The sequence below is a fragment of the Streptococcus sp. Marseille-Q5855 genome (assembly GCF_946901985.1).
Classification (GTDB): Bacteria; Bacillota; Bacilli; order Lactobacillales; family Streptococcaceae; genus Streptococcus.
The window spans coordinates 1-21,795 of record NZ_CAMPPR010000006.1 but is presented as its reverse complement, the minus strand read 5'-3'; the positions used below and the strand labels follow the sequence as shown (position 1 = coordinate 21,795).

Sequence of the window (21,795 nt, the reverse complement as noted above, 5' to 3'; positions counted from 1 at the left end):
GGCGCCTCCTTATTTGACTTTGTCACTTTCGTGGTTGATGATTTTGCTGAGGAATTGTTGGGCACGAGGTTCGCTTGGATTGTCGAAAAAGTCATCAACATCTGTCGTATCCACCAAAACTTCTCCGTCAGCCATAAAGATGATGCGGTCCGCAACTTCACGGGCAAAGCCCATTTCATGGGTAACGACAATCATATTCATACCATCGTGGGCCAATTTTTGCATAACTGCTAGAACATCACCGATGGTTTCAGGGTCAAGGGCAGATGTTGGTTCATCAAAGAGGAGGAGTTCAGGATGCATAGCGAGTCCACGAGCAATGGCGATTCGTTGTTTTTGTCCACCAGAAAGCATGGCTGGATAAGAATCTTTCTTGTCCCACATATTTACAAATTCCAGATATTTTTGAGCTGTTTTTTCAGCTTCTTTTTTATCAATTTCTAGAACTTTTATGGGTGCAAGTGTTACGTTTTCTAACACTGTTTTGTGCGGGTAGAGGTTAAAATGCTGGAAAACCATACCGACTTCCTTGCGAAGAGGAACTAAATCTTTCTGGCTGGCACCAGCAACTTGGTGACCATTGACTAGAAGACTTCCTTTGTCAACAGCCTCCAAACCATTGATGGTGCGGATAAGAGTGGATTTTCCAGAACCAGATGGTCCGAGTAGGACAACGACCTGTCCTTTTTCAAAACGGAGATTGATGTCGCGGAGTGCGTGGTAGTCTCCGTAATATTTTTCGACGTGTTCAAATTCTACTAAAGTCATAAGAGATCTCCTTTGTGTTAGATTTTATAACATGATTCTACACCAAAAGAAAGGCCTTGTCAAATCATATCTTAAAAATTCACTAAAATTTTATAAAAAAGCAATCTGGATAGAGAAAACGTCTAAATCATGTTATAATGAAGCAATAGAATTCTTAGAAAGAGTGGATGTCTTTTTGATAACACCTACTTATGAATGGCAGTTTGCCCCGCAGGTTGAAGATGCGGATTTTACAAAAATAGCCAAGAAGGCTGGACTGGGTCCTGAGGTGGCTCGGTTATTATTTGAAAGAGGGATTCAGAACCAAGAAAGTCTGAAGAAGTTTTTAGAACCTTCCTTGGAGGACTTGCATGACCCTTATCTACTCCATGATATGGACAAGGCAGTGGAGCGGATTCGTCAGGCCATTGAAGAAGGGGAAAATATCCTCGTTTACGGTGATTATGATGCGGATGGTATGACTTCGGCTTCTATTGTGAAGGAAAGTTTGGAACAACTTGGCGCTGAGTGCCGTGTTTACCTGCCTAATCGTTTTACCGACGGTTATGGACCTAATGCCAGTGTTTACAAATATTTTATCGAGCAAGAAGGAATTTCCTTGATTGTGACAGTGGATAATGGAGTTGCTGGTCATGAGGCTATTGAATTGGCCCAGTCGATGGGAGTAGATGTCATTGTGACTGACCACCATTCCATGCCTGAAACCTTACCAGATGCCTATGCTATTGTCCATCCTGAACATCCGGATGCGAACTATCCTTTCAAATATTTGGCTGGTTGTGGAGTGGCTTTCAAGTTGGCTTGTGCACTTTTGGAAGAAGTACAAGTGGAATTGCTTGATTTGGTCGCTATCGGAACCATTGCTGATATGGTGAGTTTGACGGATGAAAACCGCATCTTGGTGCAATATGGTCTGGAAATGTTGGGACACACTCAGCGTATTGGTCTTCAAGAAATGCTGGATATGGCTGGGATTGCTGCTAACGAAGTGACAGAAGAAACTGTTGGTTTCCAGATTGCCCCTCGTTTAAATGCCTTGGGCCGCTTGGATGATCCTAATCCAGCCATTGATTTGCTGACTGGATTTGACGACGAGGAAGCTCACGAGATTGCCTTCATGATTCATCAGAAAAACGAAGAGCGCAAGGAAATTGTCCAGTCTATCTATGAAGAAGCCAAGACCATGGTGGATCCTGAGAAGAAGGTCCAAGTTTTGGCCAAGGAAGGCTGGAATCCTGGGGTTCTGGGTATTGTCGCTGGTCGTTTGTTGGAAGAATTGGGACAGACAGTCATCGTTCTTAATATAGAGGATGATCGTGCCAAGGGTAGTGCTCGTAGTGTGGAAGCAGTAGATATTTTTGAGGCTCTGGATCCTCATCGAGATCTTTTTATCGCCTTTGGTGGCCATGCTGGCGCAGCAGGGATGACGCTGGAAGTGGAGAAACTCTCAGATTTATCTCAGGTTTTGGAAGATTATGTCCGTGAAAAAGGAGCAGATGCTGCTGGCAAGAACAAGTTAAATCTAGATGAAGAACTGGATTTGGAGGTTTTGAGTCTTGAAACAGTCAAGAACTTTGAGCGCTTGGCACCTTTTGGAATGGATAATCAGAAACCTGTCTTTTATATCAAGGATTTTCAGGTCGAAAGTGCTCGTACTATGGGGGCAGGCAATGCCCATCTCAAGCTGAAAATTTCCAAAGGTGAGGCGAGTTTTGAAGTGGTGGCCTTCGGCCAAGGCAGATGGGCGACAGAGTTTTCTCAAACCAAAAATCTAGAATTGGCGGTTAAATTGTCTGTCAACCAATGGAATGGCCAAACTGCCCTGCAGTTGATGATGGTGGATGCGCGTGTGGAAGGTGTTCAACTCTTTAACATCCGTGGGAAGAATGCAGTCTTGCCAGAAGGGGTTCCAGTCTTGGATTTTGCTGGGGAAGTGCCAGATTTAGCGACTAGTAACGCGGTTGTTGTAAAAACCATTCCTGAGGATATTACTCAGCTGAAGACCATTTTTCAGGAACAGAATTTCTCTGCTGTCTATTTCAAAAATGATATTGACAAGGCCTATTATCTGACAGGCTATGGGACTAGAGATCAGTTTGCCAAATTGTACAAGATCATCTATCAGTTCCCAGAGTTTGATATTCGCTATAAGCTGAAAGATTTGGCTACTTATCTTAATATTCAACAAATCTTGCTGGTCAAGATGATTCAAGTATTTGAAGAACTAGGCTTTGTGACCATCAAAGATGGTGTCATGACAGTCAATAAAGAAGCGCCAAAGCGAGAGATAGGAGAAAGTCAGATTTATCAAAATCTCAAACAAACTGTCAAAGACCAAGAAATGATGGCCCTGGGTACCGTGCAAGAAATTTATGATTTTTTGATGGAAAAAGAGTAGAAGTTAGGAAAGAGTTGGGCAACCAGCTCTTTTTTGAAAACAAATCTTCATTTTGAAAATCATCAAAAAAATGGTATAATGGTAGGAAAAGATTCGGCTAACAGTAATAGTGCTTTTAGAATAAGAGGGTAAGCAACCCTATAATCAAGATAAACTAAGATTTTGGAGGAAAAATGAGTAATATTAGTTTAACAACACTTGGTGGTGTACGTGAAAATGGGAAAAATATGTACATTGCTGAAATTGGAGAGTCCATTTTTGTTTTGAATGCAGGGTTAAAATATCCCGAAAATGAACAATTAGGGGTCGATGTGGTGATTCCAAAGATGGACTACCTTTTTGAAAATAAAGATCGAATTGCTGGGGTATTTTTAACTCACGGACATGCAGATGCTATTGGTGCTCTGCCTTATCTCTTGGCTGAAGCCAAGGTACCTGTATTTGGCTCTGAGTTGACCATTGAGTTGGCAAAGCTCTTTGTCAAAGGAAATGACGCAGTCAAGAAATTTAATGATTTTCATGTTATTGATGAAGATACGGAGATTGATTTTGGTGGGACAGTGGTTTCCTTCTTCCCTACGACTTACTCCGTTCCAGAGAGCCTGGGAATTGTCTTGAAGACAGCTGAAGGTAGCATCGTTTATACAGGTGACTTCAAATTTGACCAGACAGCTAGTGAATCCTATGCGACAGACTTCGCTCGTTTGGCAGAAATCGGTCGTGACGGCGTCCTGGCTCTCCTCAGTGATTCGGCCAATGCGGACAGCAATATTCAGGTGGCTAGTGAAAGTGAAGTTAGAGATGAAATTACCCAAACCATTGCTGACTGGGAAGGTCGTATCATCGTTGCAGCTGTTTCCAGTAACCTTTCTCGTATCCAGCAGATTTTTGACGCTGCGGATAAAACAGGTCGACGTATCGTCTTGACAGGATTTGATATTGAAAATATCGTCCGCACAGCGATTCGTCTCAAGAAGTTGTCTTTAGCCAACGAAATTCTCTTGATTAAGCCGAAAGATATGTCTCGCTTTGAAGACCATGAGTTGATTATTCTTGAGACAGGTCGTATGGGTGAACCTATCAATGGACTTCGTAAGATGTCGATTGGTCGCCATCGTTATGTAGAAATCAAGGATGGGGACCTGGTCTATATTGCTACGGCTCCGTCTATTGCTAAAGAAGCCTTCGTTGCGCGTGTGGAAAATATGATTTATCAGGCAGGAGGGGTTGTCAAATTGATTACCCAAAGTTTACATGTATCAGGGCACGGAAATGCGCGTGATTTGCAGTTGATGATCAATCTCTTGCAACCTAAGTATCTCTTCCCAATTCAAGGGGAATACCGCGAGTTGGATGCCCATGCTAAGGCTGCTATGGCAGTAGGTATGTTGCCAGAACGCATTTTCATCCCTAAAAAGGGAACCAGCATGGCTTATGAGAATGGAGACTTTGTCCCAGCTGGAGCAGTTTCGGCAGGGGATGTCTTGATTGACGGGAATGCCATAGGTGATGTTGGAAATGTGGTTCTTCGTGACCGTAAGGTCTTGTCAGAGGATGGCATTTTCATCGTCGCAATTACAGTTAACCGACGTGAGAAGAAAATTGTAGCTAAGGCTCGTGTTCACACGCGTGGATTTGTTTATCTCAAGAAGAGTCGCGATATTCTCCGTGAAAGTTCAGAATTGATTAACCAGACGGTAGAAGACTATCTTCAAGGAGATGACTTTGACTGGGCAGATCTTAAAGGGAAGGTTCGTGATAATTTGACCAAGTATCTCTTTGACCAAACCAAACGTCGTCCAGCTATTTTACCAGTGGTGATGGAAGCGAAATAATCTTTGAAATAAACAGAGAGAAAGCCGAGTTTTGGCTTTTTCTTATCGGAAAATAGAAGGAGCAAATCATGGCAGTAATGAAAATTGAGTATTACTCACAAGTTTTGGATATGGAGTGGGGAGTGAATGTTCTTTACCCCGATGCCAATCGAGTGGAAGAACCAGAGTGTGAAGATATTCCAGTCTTGTACCTTTTGCACGGGATGTCTGGTAATCATAATAGTTGGCTCAAGAGAACCAATGTAGAACGCTTACTTCGAGGAACCAATCTCATAGTTGTTATGCCCAATACCAGCAACGGTTGGTATACCGATACCCAATATGGTTTTGATTATTACACAGCTCTAGCAGAGGAATTACCACAGGTTTTAAAACGCTTCTTCCCTAACATGACTAGCAAGCGTGAAAAGACCTTTATCGCTGGTCTCTCTATGGGAGGCTATGGCTGTTTCAAATTGGCTCTTGCTACAAATTGTTTTTCTCATGCAGCTAGTTTTTCAGGTGCTCTTAGCTTTCAAGATTTTTCTCCTGAAAGCCAAGATTTGGGAACACCGGTTTATTGGAGAGGTGTGTTTGGGGAGATTAAAGATTGGACAGCTAGTCCTTATTCTCTAGAAAGTCTGGCTAAAAAATCGGATAAAAAGACCAAGCTCTGGGCTTGGTGTGGCGAGCAGGATTTCTTGTATGAAGCCAATAATCTCGCAGTGAAAAACCTCAAAAAGCTGGGCTTTGATGTGAGCTATAGCCATAGTGCTGGAAGTCACGAATGGTATTACTGGGAAAAACAATTGGAACGGTTTCTAGCAACCCTACCGATTGATTTCAAATTAGAAGAGAGATTGACTTAGTTTGAACTTCAGTATAGGGGGAGTAGGACTAAAATAAAATATGTTTTCACTAGACTTTTCAAACGAAAGTAGTAGAATAGTAATAAGATACTGGAGGAAAGAGAGTAGGAAATGTACCGTTATCAAATTGGCATTCCCGCATTAGAATATGATCAGTTTGTCAAAGACCATGAATTAGCCAATGTATTACAAAGTAGTGCTTGGGAAGAAGTGAAGTCTGACTGGGAACATGAGAAGTTTGGTGTTTACAGGGAAGAAAAATTACTGGCGACAGCTAGTATTTTGATTAGAACTCTTCCGCTAGGCTATAAAATGTTTTACATCCCAAGAGGGCCTATATTAGATTATGGAGATATAGAACTCTTGAGTTTTGTCATTCAGTCCATTAAGTCCTATGCTCGCAGTAAGAAAGCGGTTTTTGTGACTTTTGACCCAAGTATTTGCCTATCTCAAAGTTTAATCAATCAGGAAAAAACAGAATTTCCTGAAAATCTGGCTATTATTGATAGTTTGCAACAAATGGGAGTAAGGTGGTCGGGAAAAACAGAGGAAATGGGAGACACCATTCAACCTCGTATTCAGGCGAAAATATATAAGGAAAATTTTGAAGAAGATAAACTTTCTAAATCAACGAGGCAAGCTATCCGAACAGCACGAAACAAAGGGCTTGAGATTCAATATGGTGGACTGGAACTATTAGATTCGTTTTCGGAGTTGATGAAAAAAACTGAGAAACGAAAAGAGATTCATTTAAGAAACGAAGCCTATTATAAAAAATTATTAGATAACTTCAAAGAAGATTCCTATATCACGCTAACGAGTTTGGATGTTTCTAAGCGTTTAAGAGAATTAGAAGAACAGTTAGAAAAAAATAGAGTAGTTGCAGAAAAATTTAATGATGCAACCAGACCTTCAAAAGTTCAGGAAAATATAAAAGAAAAAGAACGTTTAGAAGAGGAAATAGATTTCTTGCAGGGATATATGAATATGGGAAAATCAAATATTCCTTTAGCGGCTACTTTGAGTTTGGAATTTGGTACTACCTCTGTCAATCTATATGCTGGAATGGATGATGATTTTAAACGTTACAATGCACCAATTTTAACTTGGTATGAAACGGCTCGCTATGCCTTTGAGCGAGGTATGGTCTGGCAAAATTTAGGTGGTGTTGAAAACTCTCTCAATGGTGGACTGTATCATTTTAAGGAAAAATTTAATCCAACGATTGAAGAATATTTGGGAGAATTTACAATGCCTACGCATCCTCTCTATCCTCTGTTAAGACTTGCTCTTGATTTCCGTAAAACATTAAGAAAAAAACATAGAAAGTAAGTATATGGCACTAATTACACTCACGAAAGAAGAGTTTCAGGCTTATTCTGATCAGGTTTCTTCTCGTTCCTTTATGCAATCTGTTCAGATGGGGGACTTGTTAGAAAAAAGAGGGGCTCGAATTGTTTATCTTGCTTTGAAACAAGAAGGAGAAATTCAAGTTGCAGCTCTGGTTTATAGCTTGCCCATGCTGGGTGGTCTGCATATGGAGATCAATTCGGGGCCGATTTATACCCAACAAGATGCCCTTCCAGTTTTTTATGAAGAGTTAAAAGAATATGCCAAGCAAAATGGTGTATTAGAGTTGCTTGTAAAACCTTATGAAACTTACCAAACTTTTGATAACCAAGGTAATCCAATAGATGCTGAGAAAAAAAGTATGATTCAAGGTTTGACTGATTTAGGTTATCAATTTGATGGATTGACGACAGGTTATCCAGGTGGAGAACCAGATTGGTTATACTATAAAGATTTGACTGAATTAACTGAAAAGAATTTGCTTAAAAGTTTTAGCAAAAAAGGTAAACCCTTGGTGAAAAAGGCTGAAACCTTTGGCATTCGGTTGAAAAAGTTAAGACGTGAAGAACTATCGATTTTTAAGAACATCACAAAAGAAACCTCTGAACGTAGAGAATATAGTGATAAAAGTTTAGAATATTATGAGCATTTTTATGATGTTTTTGGAGAACAAGCTGAGTTTCTCATAGCAACCTTAAATTTTTCGGACTATATGAGCAAATTGCAAGGTGAACAAAGTAAACTAGAAGAAATCTTGGACAAGTTGCGACTTGATTTGGGTAAAAATCCTCATTCTGAGAAAAAACAAAATCAACTGAGAGAATATTCTAGTCAATTTGAAACGTTTGAAGTTCGAAAAGCAGAAGCGCGAGACTTGATTGAAAAATATGGGGAAGAAGATATTGTTTTAGCTGGGAGTTTATTTGTTTATATGCCTCAGGAAACGACTTATCTCTTTAGTGGTTCCTACACTGAGTTTAATAAATTCTATGCCCCTGCGCTACTTCAAAAATATATTATGTTGGAAAGTATAAAACGTGGAATACCTAAATACAACTTCCTAGGGATTCAAGGGATTTTTGATGGAAGTGATGGTGTTTTGCGTTTTAAACAGAATTTTAATGGCTATATTGTACGCAAAGCAGGTACTTTCCGGTACCATCCATCGCCTTTAAAATACAAAGCTATCCAGTTACTCAAAAAAATAGTAGGACGTTAAGATGAAAAAGTCAGTATTTAGTTTTCTTTCAGCTTCTTTTAGTAAAATAGACTTTATTTACTAGAAAGGTGGAAGGATATGCGCTGGCTTTTTCGTTTGATAGGGGCTTTCTTTTCTTTTGTTTGGCGTTTGTTTTGGCGTCTGGTTTGGATAGTTGTGCTCTTATGTGTGCTTGCTTTCGGATTTCTCTGGTATCTGAACGGGGATTTTCAAGGGGCGCTAAAGCAAGCAGAACGGTCAGTAAAGATTGGTCAACAAAGTATAGACCAATGGGAAAGAACAGGGCAACTGCCTAAGTTGAACCAGACAGATAGCCATCAACACTCTGAAGGAAGATGGCCACAGGCTTCTGCTCGTATTTACTTGAATCCCCAGATGGATTCACGCTTTCAAGAAGCTTATTTAGAAGCAATCCAGAATTGGAATCAAACTGGTGCTTTTAACTTTGAAATTGTCGCTGAGTCCAGCAAGGCGGATACCTTGGCTACTGAGATGAACGACGGAAACACTCCTGTGGCAGGAGAGGCTGAAAGTCAGACCAATCTCTTGACAGGACAATTCTTATCTGTAACGGTGCGCCTGAATCATTATTATTTGTCCAATCCTAACTATGGCTATTCCTATGAGCGCCTTGTCCATACGGCAGAACATGAGTTGGGTCATGCGATTGGCTTGGACCATACAGATGAGAAGTCTGTCATGCAACCAGCAGGTTCTTTTTATGGTATCCAGGAAGAGGATGTTGCAAACCTCCGAAAAATATATGAGACTAGTGAGTAGGGAACAATCTTTCCCTACTTTTTTGCTATAATGGAACTATGAATAACTTGATTAAATCAAAACTAGAGCTCTTGCCGACCAGCCCTGGTTGCTACATTCACAAGGATAAAAACGGCACCATTATCTATGTAGGAAAGGCTAAAAATCTGCGTAACCGCGTGAGGTCCTATTTCCGTGGAAGTCATGATACTAAGACAGAGGCTCTGGTGTCTGAAATTGTGGATTTTGAATTTATCGTTACGGAGTCCAATATTGAGGCACTTCTCCTAGAAATCAACCTGATCAAGGAAAACAAGCCCAAGTACAATATCATGCTCAAGGATGATAAGTCTTATCCCTTCATCAAAATCACTAATGAGCGCTATCCTCGCTTGATTATCACTCGTCAGGTCAAAAAAGATGGAGGTCTTTATTTTGGACCTTATCCAGATGTGGGAGCAGCCAATGAAATTAAGCGGTTGCTGGATCGAATTTTCCCTTTTAGAAAGTGTACCAATCCACCGTCTAAGGTCTGTTTTTACTACCATATCGGCCAGTGTATGGCCCACACCATCTGTAAGAAAGATGAGGCTTATTTCAAGTCCATGGCTCAGGAGGTTTCTGATTTTCTGAAAGGGCAGGATGATAAAATCATAGATGACCTCAAGAGTAAAATGGCAGCGGCAGCTCAGACTATGGAATTTGAACGTGCGGCGGAATACCGTGACCTCATTCAGGCCATTGGAACACTTCGAACCAAGCAACGGGTCATGGCTAAGGATCTCCAAAATCGGGATGTCTTTGGCTACTATGTGGATAAGGGCTGGATGTGTGTTCAGGTTTTCTTTGTTCGTCAGGGCAAGCTCATTGAGCGAGACGTTAATCTTTTCCCCTACTACAATGATCCGGATGAGGACTTTCTGACCTATGTAGGACAATTCTATCAAGAAAAATCTCATCTAGTTCCCAATGAGGTGCTGATTCCGCAGGATATTGATGAAGAAGCAGTCAAGGCCTTGGTAGACACCAAGATTCTTAAGCCTCAGCGTGGAGAGAAAAAGCAACTGGTCAATTTGGCTATAAAGAATGCTCGAGTCAGCCTAGAGCAGAAATTCAACCTGCTAGAGAAATCTGTCGAGAAGACCCAAGGAGCTATTGAAAATCTAGGACGCTTGCTCCAAATCCCGACACCAGTCCGCATCGAATCCTTTGATAACTCCAATATCATGGGAACCAGTCCTGTTTCAGCCATGGTGGTCTTTGTCAACGGCAAACCAAGTAAGAAGGATTGTCGTAAGTACAAGATAAAAACGGTTGTCGGTCCAGACGATTATGCCAGCATGAGAGAGGTCATTCGCAGGCGTTATGGTCGAGTTCAACGTGACGGCTTGACTCCGCCAGATTTGATTGTCATTGATGGGGGGCAAGGTCAGGTCAATATCGCCAAGCAAGTCATCCAAGAGGAGTTGGGCTTGGATATCCCCATTGCAGGTCTGCAAAAGAATGATAAGCACCAAACCCATGAATTGCTCTTTGGAGATCCGCTTGAGGTGGTGGACTTGTCTCGCAATTCTCAGGAATTTTTCCTCCTCCAACGCATTCAAGATGAGGTGCACCGCTTTGCCATTACTTTCCATCGCCAACTGCGCTCCAAAAATTCCTTTTCTTCACAACTGGATGGAATTGACGGTCTGGGACCTAAACGCAAGCAAAATCTCATGAAGCATTTCAAGTCTCTGACAAAAATCAAGGAAGCCAGTGTGGATGAGATTGTCGAAGTTGGAGTGCCTAGACTTGTCGCAGAGGCTGTGAAAAGAAAGTTAAAGTCGCAGGAAGAAGTGGAATTAGCTCAAGTGGCGGAAGAAAGAGTAGATTACCAAACGGAAGGAAACCACAATGAACCATAAAATCGCAATTTTATCAGATATTCATGGCAATGCGACGGCGCTAGAAGCAGTGATTGCAGATGCTAAAAATCAAGGAGTCAGTGAATACTGGCTTCTGGGAGATATTTTTCTTCCTGGTCCAGGCGCAAATGACTTAGTCGCCCTGCTAAAGGACCTTCCTATCACAGCAAGTGTTCGAGGCAATTGGGATGATTGTGTCCTGGAAGCCTTGGATGGCGAATATGGTTTGGAAGATCCGAAAGAAATCCAGCTCATGCGAATGACTCAGTTTTTGATGGAGCGAATGGATCCTGCAACGATTGTCTGGCTACGAAGCTTGCCTTTGCTGGAAAAGAAAGAAGTTGAGGGACTGCGCTTTTCTATCTCTCATAATTTGCCAAATAAGAACTATGGTGGTGATTTGCTAGTTGAGAATGATACAGAGAAATTTGACCAACTCCTAGATGCGGAAACCGACGTAGCAGTCTATGGTCATGTTCACAAGCAATTGCTTCGTTATGGAAGTCAGGGGCAACAAATCATCAATCCAGGGTCGATTGGCATGCCCTATTTTAATTGGGAGGCGTTAAAAAATCACCGTGCCCAGTATGCCGTGATAGAAGTTGAAGATGGGGAATTGGTAAATATCCTATTTCGTAAAGTCGCTTATGATTACGAAGCTGAGTTGGAATTGGCCAAATCCAAGGGGCTTCCCTTTATCGAAATGTATGAAGAACTGCGTCGTGAAGATAACTATCAGGGACACAATCTGGAATTATTAGCAAGCTTAATAGAAAAGCATGGGTATGTAGAAGATGTGAAGAATTTTTTTGATTTTTTGTAAAAGTTTCCTAAAATAACCAATGCAAACTAAAAAAGCGATTGGCTGGTCCCATCGCTTTTAGTATATCTTATTGTAACTGAGACTGATCTGGAAGATAAGAACCACCTAGATAGGTATTACTGAGTTTTTCAAGTGTTCCATCTTGATAGAGTTCCTTGAGTGCTTTATCAAATTGTTCTTTAAACTCTTTTTGATCACTTGAGAAAACGATATAATTGCTAGGGCTATCTGCAGAAGGTAAATCAACGACTGAGAGGTCTAGGCCGCGGTCCTTGATAATCTTTTGAACGGATACCTTGTCAAAAACTAGGAAATCAAATTCACCGTTAGCAAGGTCTAGGATTCGTTTGCCGATATCCTCGCCAGAAAAATCGATGGTAGCAGGATTGTCAGTGTGTTTCTGATTCCAGTTATTGATGAATTGAGCGTTTGAAGTTCCAGTATCCTCTTGCGTTGTTTTGCCAGCGATTTGGTCAAGTGAAGTCAGAGGATTTTTCTTGTTGCTGACAAGGACGAGGGGATTATTCGAAATTGGGAGTGAGTAGAGGTATTTTTCAGCACGCTCTTTTGTGTAACTCAAGTTATTGGCTGCTGCTTGATAGTGACCAGAATCAAGCCCAGGGAAGATACTTTCCCAGGCAGTTCTTTGGAATTGAATCTCGTAGCCGCTGAGTTTTTCATCCACTGCCTTTAGAACTTCAATATCGAAGCCTGTCAGATTTCCCTTGTCTTCGTAGTCAAATGGTGGCACATCACCAGCTGTAGCAACGACGATTGTCTTTTGAGCGCTGGTCTCTTTGGGTGTGGATTGATTTCCACAGGCAACCAAAAATGGTAGGATAGCTAGTAATAGGCTAAATTTTTTCATAATGTCTCCATTCAAATGTAAAGTACTTGCTAGTTTATCAGAAACTTTCCTGATGAACCAGTATATATTTTTTATGGTTGTGATAAAAAAACTTAATCATGAAAAATCCCTGCAAGCTCTTTCAAATTATGGTAGAATGGAAGCAGTAGAATTAGAAAAGGAAATCGATTATGAAATTTCTTGAATTAAATAAAAAACGTCATGCGACCAAGCAGTTCACTGATAAGCCTGTTGATCCTAAAGATGTTCGTACGGCTATCGAAATCGCAACCTTGGCACCAAGTGCCCACAACAGCCAGCCTTGGAAATTTGTGGTGGTACGTGAGAAAAATTCCGAACTGGCAAAATTGGCTTACGGTTCAAACTTTGAACAGGTATCGTCAGCGCCTGTAACTATTGCCTTGTTTACAGACACAGATTTGGCTAAACGTGCTCGTAAGATTGCCCGAGTTGGCGGTGCTAATAACTTTTCTGAAGAGCAACTTCAATACTTCATGAAAAATTTGCCAGCTGAATTTGCCCGTTACAATGAACAACAGGTCAGCGACTACCTAGCCCTCAATGCAGGTTTGGTTGCCATGAATTTGGTTCTGGCTCTTACAGATCAGGGAATCGGATCAAATCTAATTCTTGGTTTTGACAAATCAAAAGTCAACGAAATTTTAGAAATCGAAGACCGTTTCCGCCCAGAACTCTTGATTACAGTGGGTTATACAGACGAAAAATTGGAACCAAGCTACCGCTTGCCAGTAGATGAAATCATCGAGAAAAGATAGAAAGAAGAAAAAATGACAGCAATTGATTTTACAGCAGAAGTAGAAAAACGCAAAGAAGACCTCTTGGCTGACTTGTTTAGCCTTTTGGAAATCAACTCTGAACGTGATGACAGCAAGGTTGATGCTGAACATCCATTTGGACCTGGGCCGGTAAAAGCCTTGGAAAAATTCCTTGAAATCGCAGACCGCGATGGCTACCCAACTAAAAATGTTGACAACTACGCAGGACATTTTGAGTTTGGTGATGGAGAAGAAGTTCTCGGAATCTTTGCCCACATGGACGTGGTGCCAGCTGGTAGCGGTTGGGACACAGATCCTTACACACCAACTATCAAAGACGGTCGCCTCTATGCGCGTGGGGCTTCGGACGATAAGGGTCCTACAACAGCTTGTTACTATGGTTTGAAAATCATCAAAGAATTGGGTCTTCCAACTTCTAAGAAAGTTCGCTTTATTGTTGGAACAGATGAAGAATCAGGCTGGGCAGACATGGACTACTATTTCGAGCACGTAGGACTTTCAAAACCAGACTTCGGTTTCTCTCCAGATGCTGAGTTCCCTATCATCAATGGTGAAAAAGGAAATATCACGGAATACCTTCACTTTGCAGGTGAAAATGCAGGTGCAGCTCGTCTTCACAGCTTCACAGGTGGTTTACGTGAAAACATGGTGCCTGAATCAGCAACAGCAGTCGTTTCAGGTGATTTGGCTGACTTGCAAGCTAAACTAGATGCCTTTGTTGCAGAACACAAACTTAGAGGAGAACTCCAAGAAGAAAACGGTCAGTACAAGGTTACCATCATTGGTAAATCAGCCCACGGTGCTATGCCTGCTTCAGGTGTCAATGGTGCGACTTACCTAGCCCTCTTCCTTAGCCAGTTTGACTTTGCTGGTCCAGCCAAAGACTACCTTGACATCGCTGGTAAGATTCTCTTGAACGACCATGAGGGTGAAAATCTCAAGATTGCCCATGTGGATGAAAAGATGGGTGCCCTTTCTATGAATGCCGGTGTCTTCTGCTTTGATGAAACAAGCGCTGATAATACCATTGCCCTTAACATCCGCTATCCAAAAGGAACAAGTCCAGAACAAATCAAGTCAATTCTTGAAAACTTGCCAGTTGCTTCTGTTAGCCTTTCTGAACACGGTCACACGCCTCACTATGTGCCAATGGAAGATCCACTTGTCCAAACTTTGTTGAATGTTTATGAAAAACAAACTGGACTTAAAGGTCATGAGCAAGTTATCGGTGGTGGTACTTTTGGTCGCTTGCTCGAACGTGGGGTTGCCTACGGAGCCATGTTCCCAGACTCAATTGACACCATGCACCAAGCCAATGAATTTATCGCCTTGGACGATCTTTTCCGAGCAGCAGCAATCTATGCCGAAGCTATTTATGAATTGATCAAATAAAACGATAGAAGTCTGAGATTGTATGCTTAGACTTCTTTTTGGAGGGAAAGTAGATGTCTCAAATTGAAAGAATCAAGCAGGCTATTATGTCAGATCCACAAAATGCCAGCTATACAGAACGCGGAATCGAACCTCTCTTTGCAGCGCCAAAGACTGCTCGCATCAATATCATCGGTCAAGCACCGGGGCTTAAAACGCAGGAGGCAGGACTTTACTGGAAGGACAAAAGTGGTGATCGTTTGCGGGACTGGCTAGGTGTGGATGAAGATACCTTTTACAATTCAGGTTATTTTGCTGTTCTGCCCATGGATTTCTACTTTCCAGGGCATGGTAAGTCAGGTGACTTGCCACCGAGAACAGGCTTTGCTGAAAAATGGCATCCACAGCTCTTGCAAGAATTACCAGATATTCAATTGACCCTCTTGATTGGGCAATATGCCCAGGCCTACTATTTAAAGGAGAAAATCAGTGGCAAGGTGACAGAACGGGTAAAACACTACCAGAACTACTTGCCAACCTATTTTCCACTAGTTCACCCCTCACCGCGAAATCAAATCTGGATGGTCAAAAATCCTTGGTTTGAGGCAGAAGTGGTGCCAGATTTGAAAAAAAGAATTAAAACTATTTTATAGTCAATGAAAATCAAAGAGCAAACTAGGAAGCTAGCCGCAGGCTGCTCAAAGTACAGCTTTGAGGTTGTGGATAGAACTGACGAAGTCAGTAACCATACCTACTGTAAGGCGACGCTGACGTGGTTTGAAGAGATTTTCGAAGAGTATTAGGAGAAAAAGAATGAAAGAAATAACCTTTGACGCATTTTACCAGCTTTACCAAAATGACCAACTTTCTCTAGTAGACGTGAGAGAAGTAGATGAGTTTGAAGCTCTTCATTTAGAAGGTGCTCAGAATCTTCCTCTGAGTCAATTAGCCGATATCTATGATCAGTTGGACAAGGACCAGTTACATTATGTTATTTGTAAATCTGGAATGAGATCGGCGCGTGCTTGCCAATTCTTATCAGAACAAGGTTATGAGGTTATCAATGTTCAAGGTGGCATGTTAGCCTTTGAAGAACTTTAAACAGCAGATTTTTCTCCTACTTGGCGTAGACTGGGTAGGAGAATCTTATTTTTAGACAATTCTCATTTTTAAGAATCTTGAAAACATTCAATATTTACTTCGTGAAGCTTTTTTCATACTCCTATTCATGATATACTAGGTCAGTATTTTATAAATATGAAGGAGATTTTCATGGCTAAAAAAGGTGCCTTAACAGGTTTACTCCTGTTTGGAATATTTTTTGGTGCGGGGAACTTGATTTTTCCGCCTTCTCTGGGTGCTCTATCTGGAGAACATTTTCTTCCTGCCATCGCAGGTTTTGTCTTTTCAGGCGTCGGTATCGCCGTCTTGACTCTGATTATTGGAACGTTAAATCCTAAAGGATATATCTACGAGATTTCAACAAAGATAGCGCCTTGGTTTGCGACTCTTTACCTCTCAGTTCTTTATTTGTCAATCGGTCCATTCTTTGCTATCCCACGTACTGCTACAACAGCTTACGAAGTAGGGATTAGCCCCCTTTTGTCGGATGCAAATAAAGGTCTTGGTTTGATTGTCTTTACGGTTCTGTATTTTGCAGCAGCCTATCTAATTTCGCTTAATCCATCAAAAATCTTGGACCGTATCGGCCGTATTTTAACACCAGTCTTTGCGATTTTGATTGTTATCTTGGTTGTCCTAGGAGCTATCAAATACGGTGGAACAAGTCCTCAAGCTGCTTCAGCTGCTTATCAAGCTTCTGCCTTTGGGACAGGTTTCCTAGAAGGTTATAATACCTTGGACGCCCTTGCCTCAGTTGCCTTTAGCGTAATCGCGGTTCAAACCTTGAAACAACTTGGTTTCTCAAGTAAGAAAGAATACATTTCGACTATTTGGGTGGTTGGTATCGTTGTAGCCCTTGCCTTCAGCGCTCTTTACATCGGCTTAGGTTTCCTTGGAAACCATTTCCCAGTACCAGCTGAGGCGATGAAGGGTGGAACACCAGGTGTTTACATCTTGTCACAGGCTACTCAAGAAATCTTTGGTTCAACAGCTCAACTCTTCCTTGCAGCTATGGTTACCGTAACCTGCTTCACAACAACTGTTGGTTTGATTGTGTCTACAGCTGAGTTCTTTAATGAACGCTTCCCACAAATCAGCTACAAGGTTTATGCGACAGCCTTTACCTTGATTGGATTTGCCATTGCCAATTTGGGTCTTGATGCGATTATCAAGTACTCCATTCCTGTACTGGTTATCTTGTACCCAATCACCATTGCCATCGTTATGATTGTCATTGTCAACAAATTTGTGGCTCTTTCAAAACCAGGTATGCAGTTGACAATTGCTGTTGTTACAGCTATTGCCATTGCAAGCGTATTAGAAAGCTCGTTTAAGGTTGAGTTTCTTGCAAACCTTGTCAACGCTCTTCCTTTTGCCAAGGCATCACTCCCATGGTTAGTACCAGCCATTGTCGGAATCTTGCTCTCATTGGTTCTACCAAACAAGCAAGAAAGCGATGTTTTTGAAATGGAATAATCATTAAAATCACTTTTGTAGCCAAGTCTACAGGAGTGATTTTCTTTTTTTATCCGATGATAAATGTGTTATAATAGGTAGCAAAAGAGGTGAAGAAATGAATCAAACAGTAGAATATATCAAAGAACTGACAGCTATTGCATCGCCAACGGGTTTCACTCGGGAGATTGCGGACTATTTAGTCAAAACTTTAGAAGGTTTTGGTTACCAGTCGGTTCGCACAGCCAAGGGTGGTGTCAATGTGACCATCAAAGGTCAAAATGATGAAGAACATCGCTATGTGACTGCCCATGTAGATACGCTGGGTGCTATTGTCCGTGCTGTCAAACCAGACGGCCGTCTCAAATTGGATCGTGTCGGTGGTTTTCCTTGGAACATGATTGAAGGAGAAAACTGTACCGTTCATGTGGCTAGCACAGGTGAAAAAGTATCAGGAACCATCCTCATCCACCAAACTTCTTGCCATGTCTATAAGGATGCAGGAACTGCAGAACGCACGCAGGACAATATGGAAGTGCGTTTGGATGCAAAAGTGACCAATGAAAAAGAAACTCGTGCTCTTGGCATTGAGGTCGGTGATTTTATCAGTTTTGACCCACGAACGGTCGTGACAGAGACAGGTTTTATTAAGTCTCGCCATTTGGACGATAAGGTTAGCGCAGCGATTTTGCTCAACCTGCTTCGTATTTATAAGGAAGAGAAGATTGAATTACCCGTAACAACCCATTTTGCTTTTTCAGTTTTTGAAGAAGTGGGACACGGTGCTAACTCTAATATTCCTGCTCAGGTAGTAGAATATCTGGCTGTGGATATGGGAGCTATGGGCGATGATCAGCAGACAGACGAGTACACAGTGTCTATTTGTGTCAAGGATGCTTCTGGACCTTATCACTATGACTTCCGTCAACATTTGGTTGCTTTGGCTAAAGAGCAAGATATTCCATTTAAGCTGGATATCTATCCATTTTATGGTTCGGACGCTTCAGCGGCCATGTCCGCAGGGGCAGAGGTCAAACACGCCCTCCTTGGCGCGGGTATCGAGTCTAGTCATTCTTATGAGCGTACTCATATTGATTCAGTTGTCGCGACGGAGCGTATGGTTGATGCCTATCTTAAGAGCGCACTGGTAGACTAATATGTGCCTTATTTGTCAGAGAATTGAGCTCATCAAGAAGGGAGAAAATCCCTACTTTGTGAGAGAACTAGAGACAGGCTATATTGTGATTGGAGATCACCAGTATTTTGCAGGCTATAGTCTCTTTCTAGCCAAGGAACACGTTACCGAATTGCACCATTTGAAAAAGGAAACAAGAATCCGTTTTCTCGAAGAAATGAGTCTAGTCCAAGAGGCAGTTGCCAAGGCCTTTACTGCTGAGAAAATGAATATCGAACTGCTAGGAAATGGCGATGCCCATCTTCATTGGCATCTGTTTCCACGACGGACAGGTGATATGAATGGCCACGGTCTTAAAGGTCGTGGGCCAGTTTGGTGGGTTCCCTTTGAAGAAATGACAGCAGAAACTTGCCAAGTAAAACCGGAAGAGATTAAAAGATTAGTCGAATGTTTATCGTCAGAACTAGATAAACTATTAGAAATAAAGGAGTAGAAATGAAAAAAAGATACCTTGTCTTGACAGCCTTGCTAGCCTTGAGTCTAGCAGCTTGTTCACAAGAAAAAGCAAAAAATGAAGACGGAGAAGCTAAGACAGAACAGACAGCCAAAGCTGATGGAACAGTCGGCAGTAAGTCTCAAGGAACTGCCCAGAAGAAAGCAGAAGTGGTCAATAAAGGAGACTACTACAGCATCCAAGGCAAATACGATGAAATCATCGTAGCCAATAAACACTACCCATTGTCAAAAGACTACAATCCAGGGGAAAATCCAACAGCCAAGGCTGAGTTGGTCAAACTCATCAAAGCGATGCAAGAGGCAGGTTTCCCAATCAGTGACCATTACAGTGGCTTTAGAAGTTATGAAACTCAGACCAAGCTCTATCAAGATTATGTCAATCAAGATGGGAAAGAAGCTGCAGACCGTTACTCTGCTCGACCTGGTTATAGCGAACACCAGACAGGCTTGGCCTTTGATGTGATTGGGACTGATGGTGATTTGGTGACAGAAGAAAAAGCAGCCCAATGGCTTTTGGACCATGCGGCTGATTATGGCTTTGTTGTCCGTTATCTCAAAGGCAAGGAAAAGGAAACAGGCTATATGGCTGAGGAATGGCACTTGCGTTATGTCGGAAAAGAAGCTAAAGAAATTGCTGAGAGTGGTCTCAGTTTGGAAGAATACTATGGCTTTGAAGGCGGAGATTACGTCGATTAAAAAATAAACTTTTCTCTTGCAATTCCAGATAAATAGTGTATAATAGATGGGTATGTGAAAAGCATACTTGTGGGAGGTAAAAATCTCTAATTACCGCCAAAACCACAAAGGAGGATTTAAAAATGGCTAAAAAAGTCGAAAAACTTGTAAAATTGCAAATCCCTGCTGGTAAAGCTACACCAGCTCCACCGGTTGGACCTGCTCTTGGTCAAGCTGGTATCAACATCATGGGATTCACAAAAGAGTTCAACGCTCGTACAGCTGACCAAGCTGGTATGATTATTCCAGTTGTTATCTCAGTTTACGAAGATAAATCATTTACTTTCATCACTAAAACACCACCAGCTGCTGTTCTTTTGAAAAAAGCTGCAGGTGTTGAAAAAGGATCAGGTACACCTAACAAAACTAAAGTTGCTACAGTTACTCGTGCACAAGTACAAGAAATTGCAGAAACTAAGATGCCAGATTTGAACGCAGCAAACGTAGAGTCTGCAATGCGTATGATCGAAGGTACTGCTCGTTCTATGGGATTCACTGTTGTTGACTAATCAATAACACCCCCAATATAACCCGCAAGACTTCATCATTTCGAGAAGTGACGTGGGAGATGAAAATCGATTGAACCACTTACAAGGAGAATAGAAAATGGCTAAAAAAAGCAAACAACTTCGTGCTGCTCTTGAGAAAATCGACAGCACAAAAGCATACAGCGTAGAAGAAGCTGTAGCACTTGCAAAAGAAACTAACTTTGCAAAATTTGACGCAACTGTAGAAGTTGCTTACAACTTGAACATCGACGTTAAAAAAGCTGACCAACAAATCCGTGGAGCAATGGTATTGCCAAACGGTACTGGTAAAACTTCACGCGTTCTTGTTTTCGCACGTGGTGCAAAAGCTGAAGAAGCAAAAGCTGCTGGTGCAGACTTTGTTGGTGAAGATGACCTTGTTGCTAAAATCAACGACGGTTGGTTGGACTTCGACGTAGTTATCGCTACACCTGACATGATGGCTCTTGTTGGACGTCTTGGACGTGTCCTTGGACCACGTAACTTGATGCCAAACCCTAAAACTGGTACTGTAACTATGGATGTTGCTAAAGCAGTTGAAGAGTCTAAAGGTGGTAAAATCACTTACCGTGCTGACCGTGCAGGTAACGTTCAAGCAATCATCGGTAAAGTATCATTTGAAGCTGAAAAATTGGTTGAAAACTTCAAAGCTTTCAACGAAACAATCCAAAAAGCAAAACCAGCTACAGCTAAAGGAACTTACGTAACAAACTTGACTATCACAACTACTCAAGGTGTTGGTATCAAAGTTGATGTAAACTCACTTTAATCAGTAGTTTATAAACAAAGGCGAGTACGGAAGTACTCGTTTTTGTATGTGAGCTATAGTCTCGATAAGAATATAGTATATTGAAGTTAAAGCAGGACACTTTGATTTCAAAGACATTCTTAGAAATTCGTTTAAATTCCCTAATCCATTTGCGCATATTTTATTTCATTTCACTATAGTTATGGTGAAATAGGAACTAGACAAATTAATTGCTATCAATGTTTTAGAAGCCGCGACGTCTTATCCCAGATTCGATATACTATAAAATTAGAAAACAATGAGGGAAGTCCATGAGAGGATTACTGGAAATCATTGGATTGAGTCTGTACAAGAAAAGTGCAAATAAGAAATCTCCAGATTAGGAACTATCAGTGAGTTCTCTAGTCTGGAGATTTTTCAATATACTTGGTTATCGGACAGTTACAATTGAGCTTTGTCTAGCCTATAGCTCATTCATTTGTTGCCTTAGCCCCATCTCTATCAATCGGATTGGTCGGCGTAATGGAATCAGTAGAAAGAGGAGAAACAAAGTCGTCGCTGATTATGTTCTCTGTATTTTGTTGAACGTAAGCAGTAACCAAGCGCAATGTTTG

General features: G+C 41.5%; 21 protein-coding genes. 19 read left to right on the top strand and 2 right to left on the bottom strand.

All coding sequences use genetic code 11. The features are described from left to right. Positions 1–9: 9 nt before the first annotated feature. The gene (locus OC529_RS06655) at positions 10–768 is read right to left on the bottom strand and encodes an amino acid ABC transporter ATP-binding protein (RefSeq protein WP_173234558.1); all 759 of its coding nucleotides are present in this window, start codon (positions 766–768) and stop codon (positions 10–12) included. Between the two features lie 175 nt (positions 769–943). Here OC529_RS06655 and recJ point away from each other — a divergent pair, with 175 nt between their 5' ends. The 8 genes from recJ (at position 944) to OC529_RS06615 (ending at position 11,907) form a co-directional block, all read left to right on the top strand. Then, a complete protein-coding gene (recJ, locus tag OC529_RS06650; RefSeq protein ID WP_218757710.1) occupies positions 944–3,166 on the top strand; it encodes a single-stranded-DNA-specific exonuclease RecJ in 2,223 nt (740 codons plus the stop codon). 173 nt (positions 3,167–3,339) lie between these two features. Next, positions 3,340–5,001 (top strand): ribonuclease J, encoded by a 1,662-nt coding sequence (locus OC529_RS06645; protein ID WP_000065626.1) that lies wholly within the window; start codon positions 3,340–3,342, stop codon positions 4,999–5,001. Positions 5,002–5,069: 68 nt separating this feature from the next. Next, positions 5,070–5,849 (top strand): alpha/beta hydrolase, encoded by a 780-nt coding sequence (locus tag OC529_RS06640; RefSeq protein WP_262081780.1) that lies wholly within the window; start codon positions 5,070–5,072, stop codon positions 5,847–5,849. 111 nt (positions 5,850–5,960) lie between these two features. Then, positions 5,961–7,181: an aminoacyltransferase gene (locus OC529_RS06635; protein ID WP_262081779.1), complete on the top strand. Its 1,221-nt coding sequence runs from the start codon at positions 5,961–5,963 to the stop codon at positions 7,179–7,181. Positions 7,182–7,185: 4 nt separating this feature from the next. Next, complete coding sequence (gene murN, locus OC529_RS06630) at positions 7,186–8,418, top strand: peptidoglycan bridge formation alanyltransferase MurN (protein WP_262081778.1); 1,233 nt, start codon at positions 7,186–7,188, stop codon at positions 8,416–8,418. Positions 8,419–8,496: 78 nt separating this feature from the next. After that, positions 8,497–9,198, top strand: a complete 702-nt coding sequence (locus OC529_RS06625; protein ID WP_262081777.1) for a M57 family metalloprotease — start codon at positions 8,497–8,499, stop codon at positions 9,196–9,198. Between the two features lie 38 nt (positions 9,199–9,236). Beyond that, positions 9,237–11,084 carry an excinuclease ABC subunit UvrC gene (gene uvrC / locus OC529_RS06620; protein WP_262081776.1) on the top strand — a complete coding sequence of 616 codons (1,848 nt, stop codon included), beginning with the start codon at positions 9,237–9,239 and terminating at the stop codon, positions 11,082–11,084. Continuing rightward, positions 11,074–11,907, top strand: a complete 834-nt coding sequence (locus OC529_RS06615; protein WP_262081775.1) for a metallophosphoesterase family protein — start codon at positions 11,074–11,076, stop codon at positions 11,905–11,907. Before uvrC ends, OC529_RS06615 begins: the two co-directional genes overlap by 11 nt. A 67-nt stretch (positions 11,908–11,974) precedes the next feature. On the opposite strand, the gene OC529_RS06610 is transcribed toward OC529_RS06615, so the two are convergent. Beyond that, positions 11,975–12,775 (bottom strand): amino acid ABC transporter substrate-binding protein, encoded by an 801-nt coding sequence (locus OC529_RS06610; RefSeq protein WP_262081774.1) that lies wholly within the window; start codon positions 12,773–12,775, stop codon positions 11,975–11,977. Between the two features lie 170 nt (positions 12,776–12,945). Between OC529_RS06610 and OC529_RS06605 the strand changes: the two genes are divergently transcribed. The 11 genes from OC529_RS06605 (at position 12,946) to rplA (ending at position 21,202) form a co-directional block, all read left to right on the top strand. Then, a complete protein-coding gene (locus OC529_RS06605; RefSeq protein WP_262081773.1) occupies positions 12,946–13,551 on the top strand; it encodes a nitroreductase family protein in 606 nt (201 codons plus the stop codon). Positions 13,552–13,563: 12 nt separating this feature from the next. Further along, positions 13,564–14,964 carry a dipeptidase PepV gene (gene pepV, locus OC529_RS06600; RefSeq protein WP_262081772.1) on the top strand — a complete coding sequence of 467 codons (1,401 nt, stop codon included), beginning with the start codon at positions 13,564–13,566 and terminating at the stop codon, positions 14,962–14,964. A gap of 53 nt (positions 14,965–15,017) precedes the next feature. Beyond that, positions 15,018–15,596, top strand: a complete 579-nt coding sequence (locus tag OC529_RS06595; RefSeq protein ID WP_262081771.1) for a uracil-DNA glycosylase family protein — start codon at positions 15,018–15,020, stop codon at positions 15,594–15,596. A 3-nt stretch (positions 15,597–15,599) separates the two neighbouring features. Continuing rightward, complete coding sequence (locus tag OC529_RS06590; protein WP_240153268.1) at positions 15,600–15,746, top strand: hypothetical protein; 147 nt, start codon at positions 15,600–15,602, stop codon at positions 15,744–15,746. Positions 15,747–15,756: 10 nt separating this feature from the next. Next, the gene (locus tag OC529_RS06585) at positions 15,757–16,044 is read left to right on the top strand and encodes a rhodanese-like domain-containing protein (protein WP_173229259.1); all 288 of its coding nucleotides are present in this window, start codon (positions 15,757–15,759) and stop codon (positions 16,042–16,044) included. A gap of 171 nt (positions 16,045–16,215) precedes the next feature. Then, the gene (brnQ, locus tag OC529_RS06580) at positions 16,216–17,541 is read left to right on the top strand and encodes a branched-chain amino acid transport system II carrier protein (RefSeq protein ID WP_262081770.1); all 1,326 of its coding nucleotides are present in this window, start codon (positions 16,216–16,218) and stop codon (positions 17,539–17,541) included. Positions 17,542–17,638: 97 nt separating this feature from the next. Beyond that, positions 17,639–18,676, top strand: coding sequence for a M42 family metallopeptidase (locus tag OC529_RS06575; RefSeq protein ID WP_262081769.1), 1,038 nt, complete (start codon positions 17,639–17,641; stop codon positions 18,674–18,676). A gap of 1 nt (position 18,677) precedes the next feature. Further along, complete coding sequence (locus OC529_RS06570; protein ID WP_262081768.1) at positions 18,678–19,148, top strand: HIT family protein; 471 nt, start codon at positions 18,678–18,680, stop codon at positions 19,146–19,148. Positions 19,149–19,150: 2 nt separating this feature from the next. Further along, positions 19,151–19,867, top strand: coding sequence for an LD-carboxypeptidase LdcB/DacB (gene ldcB, locus OC529_RS06565; protein ID WP_050089631.1), 717 nt, complete (start codon positions 19,151–19,153; stop codon positions 19,865–19,867). A gap of 122 nt (positions 19,868–19,989) precedes the next feature. Beyond that, the gene (gene rplK / locus OC529_RS06560) at positions 19,990–20,415 is read left to right on the top strand and encodes a 50S ribosomal protein L11 (protein WP_001085807.1); all 426 of its coding nucleotides are present in this window, start codon (positions 19,990–19,992) and stop codon (positions 20,413–20,415) included. Between the two features lie 97 nt (positions 20,416–20,512). After that, positions 20,513–21,202 (top strand): 50S ribosomal protein L1, encoded by a 690-nt coding sequence (rplA, locus tag OC529_RS06555; RefSeq protein WP_001085675.1) that lies wholly within the window; start codon positions 20,513–20,515, stop codon positions 21,200–21,202. Positions 21,203–21,795: the final 593 nt, after the last annotated feature.

Bases quoted from the DNA above. Each gene is read 5' to 3' on its own strand.
- OC529_RS06655 (WP_173234558.1), bottom strand. From the start codon at position 768: ATGACTTTAGTAGAATTTGAACACGTCGAAAAATATTACGGAGACTAC.
- OC529_RS06645 (WP_000065626.1), top strand. From the start codon at position 3,340: ATGAGTAATATTAGTTTAACAACACTTGGTGGTGTACGTGAAAATGGG.
- OC529_RS06640 (WP_262081780.1), top strand. From the start codon at position 5,070: ATGGCAGTAATGAAAATTGAGTATTACTCACAAGTTTTGGATATGGAG.
- OC529_RS06635 (WP_262081779.1), top strand. From the start codon at position 5,961: ATGTACCGTTATCAAATTGGCATTCCCGCATTAGAATATGATCAGTTT.
- murN (WP_262081778.1), top strand. From the start codon at position 7,186: ATGGCACTAATTACACTCACGAAAGAAGAGTTTCAGGCTTATTCTGAT.
- OC529_RS06625 (WP_262081777.1), top strand. From the start codon at position 8,497: ATGCGCTGGCTTTTTCGTTTGATAGGGGCTTTCTTTTCTTTTGTTTGG.
- uvrC (WP_262081776.1), top strand. From the start codon at position 9,237: ATGAATAACTTGATTAAATCAAAACTAGAGCTCTTGCCGACCAGCCCT.
- OC529_RS06615 (WP_262081775.1), top strand. From the start codon at position 11,074: ATGAACCATAAAATCGCAATTTTATCAGATATTCATGGCAATGCGACG.
- OC529_RS06610 (WP_262081774.1), bottom strand. From the start codon at position 12,775: ATGAAAAAATTTAGCCTATTACTAGCTATCCTACCATTTTTGGTTGCC.
- OC529_RS06605 (WP_262081773.1), top strand. From the start codon at position 12,946: ATGAAATTTCTTGAATTAAATAAAAAACGTCATGCGACCAAGCAGTTC.
- pepV (WP_262081772.1), top strand. From the start codon at position 13,564: ATGACAGCAATTGATTTTACAGCAGAAGTAGAAAAACGCAAAGAAGAC.
- OC529_RS06595 (WP_262081771.1), top strand. From the start codon at position 15,018: ATGTCTCAAATTGAAAGAATCAAGCAGGCTATTATGTCAGATCCACAA.
- OC529_RS06590 (WP_240153268.1), top strand. From the start codon at position 15,600: ATGAAAATCAAAGAGCAAACTAGGAAGCTAGCCGCAGGCTGCTCAAAG.
- OC529_RS06585 (WP_173229259.1), top strand. From the start codon at position 15,757: ATGAAAGAAATAACCTTTGACGCATTTTACCAGCTTTACCAAAATGAC.
- brnQ (WP_262081770.1), top strand. From the start codon at position 16,216: ATGGCTAAAAAAGGTGCCTTAACAGGTTTACTCCTGTTTGGAATATTT.
- OC529_RS06575 (WP_262081769.1), top strand. From the start codon at position 17,639: ATGAATCAAACAGTAGAATATATCAAAGAACTGACAGCTATTGCATCG.
- OC529_RS06570 (WP_262081768.1), top strand. From the start codon at position 18,678: ATGTGCCTTATTTGTCAGAGAATTGAGCTCATCAAGAAGGGAGAAAAT.
- ldcB (WP_050089631.1), top strand. From the start codon at position 19,151: ATGAAAAAAAGATACCTTGTCTTGACAGCCTTGCTAGCCTTGAGTCTA.
- rplK (WP_001085807.1), top strand. From the start codon at position 19,990: ATGGCTAAAAAAGTCGAAAAACTTGTAAAATTGCAAATCCCTGCTGGT.
- rplA (WP_001085675.1), top strand. From the start codon at position 20,513: ATGGCTAAAAAAAGCAAACAACTTCGTGCTGCTCTTGAGAAAATCGAC.